This is a genomic window from Streptomyces sp. NBC_01237 (assembly GCF_035917275.1).
Lineage (GTDB): Bacteria > Actinomycetota > Actinomycetes > Streptomycetales > Streptomycetaceae > Streptomyces.
Map to the genome: position 1 here is coordinate 3,996,139 of NZ_CP108508.1, position 14,056 is coordinate 4,010,194.

Consider the following 14,056-nt stretch of genomic DNA (forward strand, 5'->3'; position numbering starts at 1 on the left):
GCCGGGTGAGCACCACCGAGCGCGAGTACCGCGCACTGTGGGACAGCGGCGGCACGCACGTCTGGCAGGGCACCACCCACGGTGCCCCGCCCGGCGCCGACCTGCGGCTCCTCTCCGCCGCCGAGCGCACGGTGATGCGCCGCAGACCGCCAGCCGAGGGGCAGCGGTACGCGGGCGCGCACATCGCCGTACGCCGGGTCCTGGCCCGGTACCTGGAGGTACCTCCGGCCGGAATCCGGTTCGGCACGAAGCCCTGTCCCTGGTGCGCGGACCCCGATCACGGCAGACCGGTCGTGATCGGGCCGCCCACCGCCCTCGACTTCAACCTCTCCCACGCGGGGCCGCACTGGGCCCTCGCGGTGACCACCTCGGGACAGGTCGGCGTCGATGTGGAGGACGGCAGGTCGGGAAACCCGGCCGGCGCCGCCTCCCTGGTCATGTCCCCATCCGAACTGGCCCATCTGGACGGCCTGCTGGACGACGGCGCACGACAGGCCGCCTTCCTGCGGTGCTGGACCCGCAAGGAGGCGGTTGTGAAGGCGATCGGCACCGGTATCACCGCGGACCTCAAGGCCCTGGAGGTCCGCCCCGAGCACCCGGGCCCCCTGGTCGTGCACGGCGGCGAACCGTCGGGCGGCGACGACTGGCTGGTCCAGGACCTGCCCAGCGAGCGCGGCCTGTTCGTGGCACTCGCCCGCCCGGCCGGCTCCACCGGACCGGTGCTCCTGCGCGATCCGCACGCCCCGGACGCCGCGGCCCGGCAGCCGGGCTCCCACTCCGTCCTCGAACCCTTCCGCTCCTGAAGGAGCCGACACCTCATGACGACATCAGCGATCACCCTGCCCACCGGCACCGACCTGCCCGGACATCTGCCCCGCGTCTTCCTGGCGCCCGGCCCCGACACCGAGGTCAGCGCCTTCATCACCCGCAACAGACCGGAGCTGCGCGCCGCCCTCACCGAGCGGGGAGCCGTGCTGCTGCGCGGCTTCCGGGTCGAGGGCGTGGACGGCTTCAACGGGTCCGTGCACGCCCTGTCCGGGATGCCGCCCCTGACGTACGCGGAGCGCTCCTCGCCGCGCAGCACCATCAAGGGGCAGGTGTACACCTCGACCGACTATCCGGCGGACGAGGAGATCTTCCTGCACAACGAGAACTCCTACCAGGCGGTCTGGCCCCACGCGCTGTACTTCTTCTGCATCGAGCCGGCGATCACCCTGGGCGCCACCCCGCTCGCGGACATCCGCAAGGTGTACGCGGCCATCGACCCGGACGTACGGGAGGAGTTCACCCGGCGCCGCTGGCGTGTGGTGCGCAACTTCCACCAGGACTTCGGGGTCCCGTGGCAGCAGGCGTTCAACACCGACGACCGGGACGCGGTCGCCGCGTACTGCCGTGACAAGGGCATCGGCGTGGAGTTCACCGAGGGCGGCATGCGGACCACCGCGATCCGCGACGCGGTGCACAGCCACCCGGTGACGGGCGAGCCGGTGTGGTTCAACCACATCACGTTCTTCCACGTCAGCACGCTGGGAGCGGACGTCAGGGAGGGCCTGGAGGAGATCTTCGCGCCCGAGGACCTGCCGACCAACTCGTACTACGGGGACGGCGCGCCGATCCCGGACGACGTGGTGGCGCATCTGCGCCAGTGCTACCGGGACGCCAGTACCCGGTTCGACTGGGAGCGCCACGACATCCTGGTGGTGGACAACATGCTCGCCGCGCACGCCCGCGAGCCGTTCACCGGTCCGCGCAGGATCGCGGTGGCGATGGCGGAGCCGTCCGCGGGCTGACGTACCAGGAGACACGCACCGGCACCACTGAGTCCGCCGCCGCACCGAAGAGGTGCGGCGGCGGACTCAGTCGCGGGGCCGGTACCGCGCCGGGGCGGGGCACGGGGTCAGCAGTGCCCCGTGCCGCCCGTGGCCACGCATGTGCCGCCCGTGGCCACGCATGTGCAGCCGTGCCCCTCCGGCCCGTACAGCCGGCGGATCGGCTTGATGTCGCGCGGCCGCCTGCTGTGGTAGACGAACGCGGGCGGCAGGTTGCCCCACACGGTGCGGCCCGCCACCACCTCCTCGAAGTTCACGCCGAGCATCCGGCGGAACCGCCTGGCCGGCGCGAGCCGCATCGCGTGGACGTATCCGAAGGTCGTGAACGCCCCGTCCACCGGAAGCACATCGCGGACGGCGCACAGCGTCTCGTGCTGCACATGTCCGGGCAGCGACACCCACGGCAGACCGCTGATGACGACGTCCGCCGTGCCGTGGCCGCACTCGGCCAGCAGCCGCGGCAGCCGGGAGGCGTCGGCGGTGAGCACCTCGACCCGTGGGAAGCGTCTGCGCAGGGAGTCGGCCAGCCGGGGGTTGATCTCCACGGCCACGTGGTGACCGCGGCCGCCCAGCAGCTCCTGGATCATTCCGGTGAACGCGCCGGTACCCGGTCCGAGTTCGACGACCACGGGGTCACCGGCCTCGGGTACGGGGGCCGTTACCGCCGCAGCGAGCCTGCGCGAGCTCGGCGCCACCGCGCCGACCTGCAAGGGGGACCGCAGAAACTCATGGAGCATCACCCCGGTGTCGCTCGTCAACGTGCTCTGCCTCTCAGGTTCGTATGGTGATGGCCGCTCGCCGTCCCGGGCCGCGGACGGCCCGGGGCCGCCGTCGGCCCCGGACCGCTCCGGGCCCCTGCCGGAGCCCGGACTACTCGCGCATGCCGGCCAGTTCGACCGGCCGGATGCGCAGTGCGAAGGAGGCGGGCAGGACGGCGGACACGGTGGCCAGTACGGCGCTGGCCGCGACGACCGCGCCGACGGTCCCCCAGGGCACGACGACCGCCGACCACACGTCCAGCAGTCCCAGCGCGCCCCACACCCCGAGCAGATTGAGCCCGGCGACGGCACCGCCGATCACGGCCCCGACCGCGACCACCACCAGCGCCTCCACCGCGACCAGGCGCAGGACCTGCGCCTTGGTGGCGCCGGAGAGGCGGAGCACCGCGAGGTCACGGACCCGGTCCGAGGTGGCCATCACCAGGGTGTTGGCCAGGGCGATGCCCGTGTAGACGAGGGCGATGCCCAGGATCATCAGCAGGCCGAGCCGGGTGTTCTCGCTGGAGCGCGGGTAGTGCTCGTCCACCCATTCGCTCTTCGTGAGCACCTCGGTCCCGGTGGCCGCACCCGCCTCGCGCAGGGCCGCGGCGACGGCCGCCCGGTCGGCGCCGTCCTTCACCTTGACGTCGATCCGGTCGATGCCCGCGCCCGCGGCGTTGCGGGGGGTCAGATACACCCCGTTGCTGCCGGTGCCCGTGCCGAGGACGGCGGCGACCCTGAGCGAGACCTTGCGGCCGTCGCCCAGCCAGACGGAGACCCGCTGCCCCACGGTCGTGGTCAGCCACTCCTCGTTGACGACGATGCTGCGGTCGTCGAGGTCGGTGAGCCGGCCCGCCACCACCGGCAGGTCGGACACGGCGGCCAGACCGGCCGGAGTGACCGCCCTTGCCTCGGACTTGACGAGCGCCGTGCCCTCTTCGAGCACGGTCACCCCGGTGGAGCGCGACGCGCTGACCGTGGCGCCCTCGATGTTCCGGGTGCGCTGGACGAACCGCGGCGCGATCGCCCGGCCTTCGCCCTCGGAGACCACGACGAAGTCGGCGACGGTGTGGTTGCGCGCCTCGGTGGCCTTGGCCTCGTTGATGGTGGCCGTCGTCCCCATGAGCGAGGCGGCGAGGGCGACGGTGATGATGACGGGGGCGGCCACGGCCGCGGTCCTGCGCACTCCGGCGGCTGCGTTCTCCCTGGCCAGTACGCCGGTGGCGCCGGGCAGCTGGGCGGGCAGCCAGGTCAGCAGCCGGGTCAGCGGACGCACCAGGACCGGGGCGAACAGGGCGAACCCGACGATCAGCAGCATCGGCTGGGTGATGTAGGTCTTGCGCTTGAGTACGTCCCCGGGGTCGTTGACCAGCGCCATGCCCAGCAGCCCCAGTCCGGTCAGCAGCACGAGCGTGGCCATCAGCCAGCGGCTCACCGGCATCGCCCGGCTGTCGACGGCCGATTCGCGCAGCGCCTCGGTGGGGCCGACCTTCCCGGCCCGGTAGGAGGAGACCAGTACCCCGGCCATCGCCACGAACAGTCCGGTCCAGAAGGCGGTGTGCAGCGGCCAGGTCTGGTCACCGATGGCGAACCAGTGCGGCGCGATCTTCACATCGACCATCCAGGAGGCCAGCCGCGGCGCTCCGGCGGCCCCCAGCCAGCAGCCCGCGGCCGAGGCCAGGACGCCGATGACGACGGCTTCCGCGTACACCATCCGGCGCACCTGGTTGGGGGTCGCGCCCGCCGTGCGCAGCAGGCCGAACTCGCGCCTGCGCTGGGCCACGGCGAAGGAGAACGTCGAGGCGACGACGAAGACGGAGACGAAGCCGGTGATGGCCGCCGCGGTGCCCAGCAGCGCGTTGACGGAGACCAGGGCCTCGTCGTCACGGTCCGGGTCGGGGTCGGCGCGGCGCCGGTCGTCGCCGGTGAGGACGGTCAGGCCGGTCTTCTCGCCGGCCACCTCCCGTACCTTGCCGGCGGCCGCGTGCACCACCACGGCGTCGATGGCCGGGGAGATCCTGGCGGCCTCGGCGTCGGTGAAGAACACGGCGGTCTCGAAGCCCGCGGCCGCCACGGTGCCGACCACGGTCCTGGTGCCGGTGCCGGCCGGGGTGGCGACCCGGATCCGGTCCCCGGTCCGCACATCGGCGCCGGGCCCGGCCGTGACGACGACCTCGCCGGGCGCCGAGGGGGTGCGTCCGCCGGAGAGTCGGTACGGAGTGGAGCCCGCGACCGACCAGGGGTGGCCGACCGTCGCCTCGACATCGCCGTCCAGGTTCGCGTCCTCGACGGTGACCGGGAAGGTCCGGTCCTGGACCGTGCGGCCGAGTCCGGCCAGTTCGGCGGCCAGCTTCGCGGGCACCGGGCGGGGGTTGTCGAGCGGCTGGGTACGGATGCCGATCGGAGTGTCCACGCGGAGCCGGTCGGACGCCTGGACGACGACGGGGGCCTGGGCGAACCGTTCGGGGCCCCGGTCGGGGGCGCTGAAGGTGGCCGCGAGCGCGAGCCCGGTGGTCGCGATGAGCCCGACGCCCAGGGCCAGCGCGATGAAGGAGCCGACGAAGGTGACCCAGCGGGTCTTCATGCCCTGCAGTGCGAGGCTCAGCACGGGACCGCCGCCAGCTTCGTCATGCGCGCGGCGACCTGCTCGGCGGAGGGCGAGTACAGCTCGTCCTGCACCACGCCGTCGGCGAGGAACAGCACCCGGTCCGCGTAGGAGGCGGCGACCGGGTCGTGCGTCACCATGATCACGGTCTGGCCGCGGTCCACCATCGAGCGGAGCATGGACAGCACCTCCCGGCTGGTGGTGGAATCCAGGGCACCGGTCGGCTCGTCCCCGAAGAGCACCTCGGGGCGGGTCACCAGGGCGCGGGCCAGGGCCACGCGCTGCTGCTGGCCGCCGGACATCTCACTGGGCCGGTGCCCGGCCCGCTCGCGCAGCCCCACCTGCTCCAGCACCTCCAGCACCTGGGCCCGCTTGGGACGGCGCCCGGCCAGTCGCAGCGGGAGCGCCACGTTCTGCTCGGCGGTCAGCGAGGGCAGCAGGTTGAACGCCTGGAAGACGAACCCGATGCGCTTGCGGCGCAGCAGCGTCAGCTTCTTCTCGCTGAGCCGGGTCAGGTCCGTGTCACCCAGGAACACCTGGCCGCTGGTGGGCCGGTCCAGTCCCGCGGTGCACTGGAGCAGAGTCGACTTGCCGGAGCCCGACGGGCCCATGATGGCGGTGAAGGTGCCCTGGGGAATGTCCAGGCTGACCCGGTCCAGCGCGGTGACCGCGCTGGCGTCCTTGCCGTAGGACCGGGTGACCGAACTGAGCCGGACGGCTGCTTGATTCATGGTGTCCACTCAATAGGGCCCGCGCTTCCGACACATCGGAGCGGAGCGGAATCTTGGTGGTGGAGTTAGCTCCACCTTTCTGTGCACGATGGCTGCACCGGTGCCGAAAAGGCAGCGAACCGGAAGGCAGGAAGCTGCGCCGACAGGACCCTGCACGCCCGAGGACGTCCGTCGGCCACTTCGAGGCCGGATCATGACGTGCACGAGTGGGGCCGGCCGAGGCCCCGAAGGGGTGGATTCGCGTGGCGGTCATCGACGCCGAAAATGGGAACCAGTGGTTCCGGACGTACCGGAGGGCCGGGAAGGTCAGGGCCAGGATGGTCTGCTTCCCGCACGCGGGCGGCACGGCGACCCTGTTCCACCGCTGGCCGGGACGTCTGCCCGCCGATGTGGAACTGCTCGCCACCCAGTACCCCGGCAGGCAGGAGCGGTTCGCCGAACCCTGCGTCGAGACCATGGCCGAGCTGGCCGACCGCATCACCGACGCGCTGGAACCCGTGGTCACCGGCGCACGGAAGCTGCCGGTCGTCCTGTTCGGCCACAGCCTCGGCTCCGCGGTCGCCTACGAGGTCGCGCGCCGCCTCGACGAACGGCACGGCGTCGTCCCCGCCCGCGTCATCGTGTCGGGACGCGGCGCGCCGCACACCGAGCGCGGCGGCACCCTGCACACCCTGGACGACGAGCGGCTCATCGCCTCGGCACGGCGCCTGGGCGACATGGCCTCGTCCGTGTACGACGACCCCGATCTGCGCCCGCTGCTGCTGCCGTCCCTGCGGGGCGACTTCCGGCTGATCGAGTCCTACCGGCCCCGCGACACCACCCCGCTCCGGGCACCGGTCACCGCGGTGGGCGGGGACCGCGATCCGGGCTGCCAGGTCACGGAACTGGAATCCTGGTCATCGCTCACCACGGCCGGATTCGAGAGCCGGGTCTTCCCCGGCGACCACTTCTACTTGGTGCCGAAGGAGGCGGAACTGCTGACGTTCATCGGCGACCGCCTCTGAACCGTCCCGCCGCGCCGCAGCGACAGGAGCGCCGGGAGCGAGGTGGTGACGAGCAGCAGCACCGAGGCGCCGGCCAGTACGCCGGAGCCGCCCCACTGCTGCCACGAACTGCCCGCCAGGAGCCCCATCACCACACACGCCGGGGCCCACAGCAGGCTGCCCACGACCGACCACAGCAGATACCGCGACCAGGGCACCCGCACGGTGCCGCTCATGACCGGAACCATCGTGCGCAGCGCCACATTGAACCGCCCGAGCAGCACCGCCCGGCCGCTGTACGTACTGACCGCGCTCAACGCGGCCCGGTACTTGCGCGATTGCGTGACCCGGGCGGGCAGCCCGGCGGCGATCCTGGCCCCCCACACCCGTCCGACGAGATGACCGAGCACATTGCCCGCCACCGCACCGAGCACCGCGACGGTGAGCGCACCGGCCAGCGGAAGCGTGCCGTGGTGCGCGAGCACCCCGCTCACCACCAGAGCGGTCTGGGAAGGAAGCAGCATGCCCAACACCGGAAGCACCGGTTCCATCGTGGGTAGCAGGAACACGATCACCAGCGTCAGCCAGACAGGCACGGCTGACAACTGGGTCTGGAGCCAGTCCATGGAAGTCCCCTCGATGTGGCACGGCCCCGAAGTGCGGGGCGGGAGCAGTCGGCTGCCCACTGCCTCAAGGAGACCCGAGCGGGCGGGTCCGGCACATTGCAACTGGGAGGACTCTTCCGGGAGAGGCAGTGCCCACCCCAAGGGTGGAGCTAGCTGGGTGGTCCGCCCGCACGGCGTCTCATAGCGTGCCCTCATGCACTCCCCCAGCCTCTGGCAGGCACTCCAGCAGCGCCGCTATGTCCTCAGCAGTTGGCCGTGGCGCTCGGCGCTCTATCTGCTGACCAGCGTGCCGCTCGGTATCGCCACGCTGGCCACCCTGCTGCTGCTCGCGCTCGCCGGCAGCGTGCTCACCGTGGTCCTGATCGGTGTGCCCCTGCTCCTCACGCTCGTCCTCACCGGCATCCCGCTGGCCGCCCTGGAACGCCGCAGGCTCCGGCTCCTGGACCGCGACCCGATCCCCGGCCCGCACCGCGAGCCGCAGAGCACGGGGCTGTACTCCTGGCTGCGTACGCGGCTCCAGGAGCGGGCCACCTGGCGGGAGTTGGGGTACGCGCTGCTGTTCGCCTGCCTGCTGTGGCCCCTTGAGGGGCTGGCCGTCGGGACCGTCCTGACCGTGTGCGGGGGTCTGATCGCCACGCCCGCGATGATGGCCGCGGGCGGCGACGAGGAGGCCCGCGTACTCAAGCTCTGGATCGCCGACTCCTACCCGGAGGCGTTCGCCGCCCTGGTCGCCGGTGTCCTTCTTCTCCCGCTGCTCGCCTATCCGTTGGGTGTGCTGGCCGCCGGCCGCGCCGTACTGACCCGGCAGTTGCTCACCATCCCGGAATCCGGGCTCGACTCCCGCATCCAGGAGCTGGGCCGCTCCCGGATGCGTCTGGTGGACGCCTTCGAGGCGGAACGCCGCCGTATCGAACGCGACCTGCACGACGGGGCGCAGCAGCGGCTCGTCGCCCTCTCCATGACGCTGGGCCTGGCCAGGCTGGAGAACCCCGCCGAGCCGCTCGGCAGCCTGCTGACCAAGGCGCACGAGGAGGCGGGGGTGGCCCTGGTGGAGATCCGGGAGCTGATCCGGGGCATCCACCCCCAAGTCCTCACCGACCGGGGCCTGGAGGCCGCCGTGGAGGACATCGCCGACCGTTCCGCGGTGCCGGTGGACGTGAGCTTCGACCTGCCCGGCCGGATGCTCGAAGCCATCGAGACCGCCGTCTACTTCGCGATCTGCGAGGCCCTGGCGAACGTGGCCAAACACAGCCGCGCGACCCGGGCGAAAGTCACCGGCCGGGCCGAGAAGGGCCGGCTGACGGTGGAGGTCGAGGACAACGGGATCGGCGGCGCCGACACGGTCGACGGCACGGGGCTCCAGGGCGTCGCCGATCGCATCTCGGTGCTCGGCGGCCACCTGCTAGTGTCCAGTCCGCCCGGGGGTCCCACGGTGTTCCGTCTTCAAGTCCCCTGCTCACCCGCCCGATCGAGGACTTGATGTTGCGCATCGTACTGGCCGAGGACAGCGTGCTCCTGCGGGAAGGCCTGGTCGGTCTCCTGGAGCGGTTCGGCCATCAGGTGGTCGCCGGAGCGGGCACGGCCGAGGAGCTGACCGCGGCGGTGCTCGAACACCGCCCGGACATCGTGGTGACCGACGTACGGATGCCGCCCGGCTTCTCCGACGAGGGTCTGCGAGCCGCGGTCGAGCTGCGCAGGAAGCAGCCGGACCTGCCCGTCCTGGTGCTCAGCCAGTACGTCCAGCGCGCCTACGCCGAGGATCTGCTGGACTCATCGGACGGCACCGGCGTCGGCTATCTGCTCAAGGAACGCATCGGCAACGTCGAGGAGTTCATCGACGCCCTGCACCGGGTGGCCGAGGGCGCCACGGTGGTCGACCCGGAAGTCGTCAGGCAGCTGATCCGGCACCGCCGCGACCCCATGTCGAGGCTGACGGCCCGTGAGCAGGAGGTGCTGGCCCTCATGGCGGAGGGCAAGTCCAACGCCTCCATCGCCGCGGCCCTGACCGTCAGCGAAGGCACGGTCAGCAAGCACTTCGGCTCGATCCTCACCAAGCTCGACCTCAGCCTGTCCGACTCCACCAACCGCCGGGTCCTCGCCGTACTGGCCTACCTGCGCGGCTGACCACACCGCCCACAGGCACCCCCCGACCGCCCACACCCACCAGAACGTCACCCGGTCGCCCCGCCCCGCCACGCCGCCCGCCGCGCCCGCGCCGCTCCGCTCATCCCGCGAGCCAGCCGCGCTGCGCCGCCAGCGCGCCCAGCTGGAACCGGCTGCGCGCTCCCAGTCGGCTCATCAGCTCGGCGGTGATCCGGCGGCTGGTGCGTACGGAGACACCGAGCTTGCGGGCGATGACCTCGTCGGTGAGCCCGGCGGCGAGCAGCCCCAGCACGGCGGCCTCCTGATCGGCCGGGGCACCGTCGGAATTGCGGCAGCGATCACGGTCGCGCTCCTCACCGAAGCGTGAACCCATCTGCCAGACCTGCTCGAACAGTGCCTGGAGGGCCGCGACCGGCCCCGGGCTCGACAACAGGAACGCGCCCCGGTCCGGATCATGGGGATCCACCGGTACGAGCGCCACCCGCCGGTCCCAGATGATCATCCGCAGCGGCAGCTGGGGAACCGTCCGCACCTGCCCGCCCTGCTCGCCGAGCCACTGGGCGTACTCGCTGGTCGGCCGGTCGTTGCGGATGCTGTCCAAGTAGACGCATCTGACCCGCACCGAACGCTCCAGCAGCATGAGATCCAGCGGCCGGGACTCCTTCAGGCTCACCGCCGGCTGTGCGCCGCCCGGCAGGAACACCTCGACCTCGTCGCGGCATTCATGGCTGACCTTCTCGATGCAGGACTGGATCGCGTCCGGTCCGCTCGCCAGCTTGACCGTGCTCGGGGCGAACCGGTCCTCCTCGTCCCGGTAGTCGGCGATCAGCCGTGCCACCGCGAGCTTGCTCTCCGAAAGCGTCTGCTGGAGTTTCAGCAGTTCCATTTCCTGGGACTGGATCAGCATTTTCAGTCCGAGTTCGGGATCCACCAGCCGCGAACTTCCGCGGTTCTCCCAGGACGGTCGCACGAGCGAAAGATCGGAAAGCTCGGCGAGCGCGGAAGAAACCCGGTCGACGGACCAGCCGAACTGTTCCGCCAGCACCTGCACCTCTGCTGTCGGTTCTTTCAACAGGGTGCGATAGGCGTATTCCGCATCCTGGCCGAGCCCGATCTCCTTGAGCATGCCACTCCCCCTCCGTGCCACGGCGTTCCCCCACACCACACAAGGAACGAACCGTTTCCCTGATGCCCACGTCACTGCCGAAGCAGGCGGCACCGGAGGGAATTCAACCCCATCCCACCGGCTTCTCGGGGGGAGCTTAGCCGCACACGGTTTCGGCACATTTTTGCGTGGATTCCCCAGCAGGAAATCGCGGAAAAATGTAGTTAAAAATTGGGTGGGGTACGGTTTGACCAGAACGAACGAAGCAGCAATCGAGGGGGATCTCAAGAATGCGTAAGAACAGAACTTTCTTCGCGGCGGTCATCGGTGCGGCCTGCCTGAACGTCCTGCTCTTCGCCGGCACGGCGAACGCCGGAACCGACGAGGACCTGCCCTGGACGAAGGCGGCCCCGACGGCCGGCGCGTCGCTCACCCCGACGGCCGGCACGGACGACGATCTGCCCTGGACCGGCCCCACCCCCTCGCCGGCCCCGCCGTCGCTCCTCGCCGCGGTCACCGTCGGCACCACGTCCGGTGACCCCGAGCCGGGCACCGGCACCGACACGGATGAGCCGGACCCGGACCTGCCCTGGACCCGATAACCGGGCAGCCACCACGCGAGGCGTCGGCCGAGAAGGTACCCAGGGGGGTTCCTCGGCCGGCGCCTCGCGCGTTGTCCGCACACCCCCCGCCACGACCCGCCTTGACACCCGCTCACCCCTCAGACAATGATTCCATTAGTTGACTAGTGGAATCGAGGCGAGGCGCGTGGCGGACACGAGCACCCCGAACGGGACTTCGGGCACGTGGGCACTGGAGGCCCGCGGTCTGAGCAAGCGTTACCGGCGCGGCTGGGCCCTGCGCGACTGCTCCTTCCGGCTCCCGGCCGGCCGGATCTGCGGTCTCGTCGGCCCCAACGGCGCGGGCAAGAGCACCCTGCTCGGACTGGCCACCCGTCAGGTGGAGGCGACCGAGGGCGAACTGCACGTCTTCGGCGTGCCGGTGGACGACCCCGCGGTGATGCCCAGATTCGCGTTCCTCGGACAGGACAAGCCCCTGTTCAAGCGGTTCACCGTGGCCGAGACCCTGCGCATGGGCAGCGAGCTCAACCCCGGCTGGGACATGGCGGCGGCCGAGCGCATCGTCCGCTCGGGCCAGGTAGCGATGCACGCCCGGGTCGGCACGCTCTCCGGCGGTCAGCGCACCCGCGTCGCCTTCGCGCTCGCCTTCGGCAAGCGGCCCGATCTGCTGCTGCTCGACGAGCCGATGTCGGACCTGGACCCGCTGGCGCGCGACGAGATGAGCACGCTGCTGATGGCGGAGGCCGTCGAGCGCGGCACCACCGTGGTGATGTCCTCACACATGCTGACGGAGCTGGAGGACATGTGCGACTACCTGCTGGTCGTCGCCGGAGGCCGGATCAGGATGGCCGGTGACGCCGACGCGCTGGTTCCGGCGCACGCCCTGGTCACCGGGGTGACCGAGGACGGGGCGCTGCCCGCCGCACTCGCCGCCCACACGCTGATCGAGGCCCGGATCCAGGGCCGCCAGTTCCACGCGATGGTGCGGCCGCAGGGCCCGCTGGGCGGTCCCTGGCAGATCACCGAGCCCAGCCTCGAAGAAGTGCTGCTCGCCCACCTCCGCTCGCCGGACGCACCCGCGCTGTACACACCCGGCGCCCGTATCGAGGCCGAAGGGACCAGGACCGCATGAGCACCACCCTGACCGAACCCCGCACCGGGAAGACCTCCCGGCCCCGGATGCTGCGCGGCCTGAACTGGCTGTTCGTACGCCAGCACCGCGCCACGCTGGGCGGCGTTCTCGCCCTGGTGGTGTTCGGCGCCGCCTGGATCCTGTACCAGCGCGCCGACCTGATCCAGACGCTCGACGCGGTGGGCTGGCCCGAGAAGGAGGCGCCACAGGATCCCCTGGGGCAGCAGTTCGGCCATCTCTCCACCCTGCTGAACGCCATCCCGGTCGTCCTCGGCGTCTTCCTCGGCGCCCCGCTGATCGCGGCCGACCAGGAGAACGGCACCGCCCAGCTGGCCACCACCCAGTCCGTGACGCGCCGCCGCTGGCTGGCCGCGAAGTGCGCCTGGGGCCTCGGCATCGCCCTGCTGGCCGGGACAGTGCTCTCCGTGTGCTTCACCTGGTGGTGGGAGCCCTACCGCTCGGTGTTCCCGTACACCTGGATGGAAGGCACCATCTTCGACAACACCGGCCCCATGCTCCCGGCCCTGTGTCTCTTCCTCACGGCAGCGGGCATCACCATCGGCGTACTGCTGCGCCGTGTGCTGGCCTCCATGGTGGTGACCTTCGTCTTCTCCACCGTCGTCACGGTCGCCTGGGGCGAGTTCCGGGCGAGCCTGGCTCCGTCCCGCACGTTCACCTATCCCCTGGACGAGGAACTCCCGGCCCGGCTGTCCGAGACGTACGAACTGGACCGGTGGATCGGCAGCGCCGACGGACATCTCTACGGCTGGGGGTCCTGCAGCGAGGCGACCGAGAAGGCGTCGAACGCGTGCATCAAGGACAGGGGCATCGTCAACAATGTCATCGAGTACCTCGGCTACGACCAGATGGCGGCCATGCAGTGGACCGGCGCCGGCATCCTGCTCGCCGGAACGGCACTGCTGACGGCGTTCACCCTGTGGCAGGTCCCCCGGCGTCCCCTGTAGGGCGCGCCCCCTCGTTCTACGTAAAGTGTCGGCATCGAGCGGAAGGTGAAGTCCGTGGTCGTATTCCGCATCGACCGGCGCAGCGGAGTCGCAACGTATCTCCAGATCGTCCACCAGGTCGAACAGGCCCTGCGGATGGGCGCCCTGGAGGAGGGTGACCGGCTGCCCACGGCAGCCCAGGTCGCGGCGACCACCAAGGTCAACCCGAACACCACCCTCAAGGCGTACCGCGAGCTGGAGCGCGCGGGCCTCGCCGAGGTCCGCCAGGGAGCGGGCACCTTCATCACCCGCTCCCTCGCGCAGCCCCTGACGGGCCCCGACTCCCCGCTGCACAGCGCGCTGTCCGAATGGATACGCCAGGCACACGCCGAAGGGCTCAGCGGCCAGGACGTCACCGCCCTCTTCCGGGCCGCGTTCGAAGCCACGTACCCCTCCGACACGAACGCCTGACCCACCGGCACGTCCCGGTCCGGCTCCGCCGGCCGTCCGATACGTTCCCACTCGCAGACCGATCCACCGCCGGATCCGCTCCGGACCGGTGGAGGAGACACCAGCGAGAAGGGCCGGTCATATGACCGACAGGGAGTCGTACCGGACGGCCGGCGGAGATCTTCCGTTCCCCGGCCAGGAAGGCGTGC

General features: G+C 71.2%; 14 protein-coding genes. 9 read left to right on the forward strand and 5 right to left on the reverse strand.

Features of this window, described 5'->3' with window-relative positions; translation table 11 throughout:
- The first annotated feature begins 5 nt into the window (after window positions 1-5).
- Together OG251_RS17605 and OG251_RS17610 are read left to right on the forward strand one after the other, a co-directional pair.
- Window positions 6-803: a 4'-phosphopantetheinyl transferase family protein gene (locus tag OG251_RS17605; RefSeq protein WP_326678085.1), complete on the forward strand. Its 798-nt coding sequence runs from the start codon at window positions 6-8 to the stop codon at window positions 801-803.
- A 15-nt stretch (window positions 804-818) separates the two neighbouring features.
- Window positions 819-1,790, forward strand: coding sequence for a TauD/TfdA family dioxygenase (locus OG251_RS17610; RefSeq protein ID WP_326678086.1), 972 nt, complete (start codon window positions 819-821; stop codon window positions 1,788-1,790).
- 107 nt (window positions 1,791-1,897) lie between these two features.
- Here the strand turns inward: OG251_RS17610 and OG251_RS17615 are convergent, their stop codons facing one another.
- The 3 genes from OG251_RS17615 to OG251_RS17625 all read right to left on the reverse strand — a co-directional run bounded on the left by OG251_RS17615 (window position 1,898) and on the right by OG251_RS17625 (window position 5,923).
- Entirely contained in the window at window positions 1,898-2,587 is a 690-nt protein-coding gene (locus OG251_RS17615) for a class I SAM-dependent methyltransferase (RefSeq protein ID WP_326678087.1), read from the reverse strand.
- 112 nt (window positions 2,588-2,699) lie between these two features.
- Window positions 2,700-5,195, reverse strand: a complete 2,496-nt coding sequence (locus tag OG251_RS17620; RefSeq protein ID WP_326678088.1) for an FtsX-like permease family protein — start codon at window positions 5,193-5,195, stop codon at window positions 2,700-2,702.
- Window positions 5,189-5,923, reverse strand: a complete 735-nt coding sequence (locus OG251_RS17625) for an ABC transporter ATP-binding protein (protein WP_073719564.1) — start codon at window positions 5,921-5,923, stop codon at window positions 5,189-5,191. Before OG251_RS17625 ends, OG251_RS17620 begins: the two co-directional genes overlap by 7 nt.
- Before the next feature lie 242 nt (window positions 5,924-6,165).
- Between OG251_RS17625 and OG251_RS17630 the strand changes: the two genes are divergently transcribed.
- A complete protein-coding gene (locus OG251_RS17630) occupies window positions 6,166-6,927 on the forward strand; it encodes a thioesterase II family protein (RefSeq protein ID WP_326678089.1) in 762 nt (253 codons plus the stop codon).
- Here OG251_RS17630 and OG251_RS17635 read toward each other — a convergent pair.
- On the reverse strand, window positions 6,873-7,532 hold the full coding sequence (locus tag OG251_RS17635; protein WP_326678090.1) for a DedA family protein: 660 nt from the start codon (window positions 7,530-7,532) through the stop codon (window positions 6,873-6,875). The genes OG251_RS17630 and OG251_RS17635 overlap by 55 nt on opposite strands.
- Before the next feature lie 193 nt (window positions 7,533-7,725).
- Between OG251_RS17635 and OG251_RS17640 the strand changes: the two genes are divergently transcribed.
- Window positions 7,726-9,012 (forward strand): sensor histidine kinase, encoded by a 1,287-nt coding sequence (locus OG251_RS17640; protein WP_326678091.1) that lies wholly within the window; start codon window positions 7,726-7,728, stop codon window positions 9,010-9,012.
- Entirely contained in the window at window positions 9,012-9,656 is a 645-nt protein-coding gene (locus OG251_RS17645; RefSeq protein ID WP_326678092.1) for a response regulator transcription factor, read from the forward strand. Before OG251_RS17640 ends, OG251_RS17645 begins: the two co-directional genes overlap by 1 nt.
- 100 nt (window positions 9,657-9,756) lie before the next feature.
- Here the strand turns inward: OG251_RS17645 and OG251_RS17650 are convergent, their stop codons facing one another.
- Window positions 9,757-10,761, reverse strand: a complete 1,005-nt coding sequence (locus OG251_RS17650; protein ID WP_326678093.1) for a LuxR C-terminal-related transcriptional regulator — start codon at window positions 10,759-10,761, stop codon at window positions 9,757-9,759.
- Window positions 10,762-11,030: 269 nt separating this feature from the next.
- On the opposite strand from OG251_RS17650, the gene OG251_RS17655 reads away from it, so the two are divergent.
- The 4 genes from OG251_RS17655 (at window position 11,031) to OG251_RS17670 (ending at window position 13,868) form a co-directional block, all read left to right on the forward strand.
- Window positions 11,031-11,342: a hypothetical protein gene (locus OG251_RS17655; protein ID WP_326678094.1), complete on the forward strand. Its 312-nt coding sequence runs from the start codon at window positions 11,031-11,033 to the stop codon at window positions 11,340-11,342.
- Window positions 11,343-11,508: 166 nt separating this feature from the next.
- On the forward strand, window positions 11,509-12,453 hold the full coding sequence (locus OG251_RS17660) for an ABC transporter ATP-binding protein (protein WP_326678095.1): 945 nt from the start codon (window positions 11,509-11,511) through the stop codon (window positions 12,451-12,453).
- Window positions 12,450-13,418, forward strand: a complete 969-nt coding sequence (locus tag OG251_RS17665; protein ID WP_326678096.1) for an ABC transporter permease — start codon at window positions 12,450-12,452, stop codon at window positions 13,416-13,418. Before OG251_RS17660 ends, OG251_RS17665 begins: the two co-directional genes overlap by 4 nt.
- A 45-nt stretch (window positions 13,419-13,463) precedes the next feature.
- Complete coding sequence (locus tag OG251_RS17670; RefSeq protein WP_326678097.1) at window positions 13,464-13,868, forward strand: GntR family transcriptional regulator; 405 nt, start codon at window positions 13,464-13,466, stop codon at window positions 13,866-13,868.
- Window positions 13,869-14,056 lie beyond the last annotated feature (188 nt).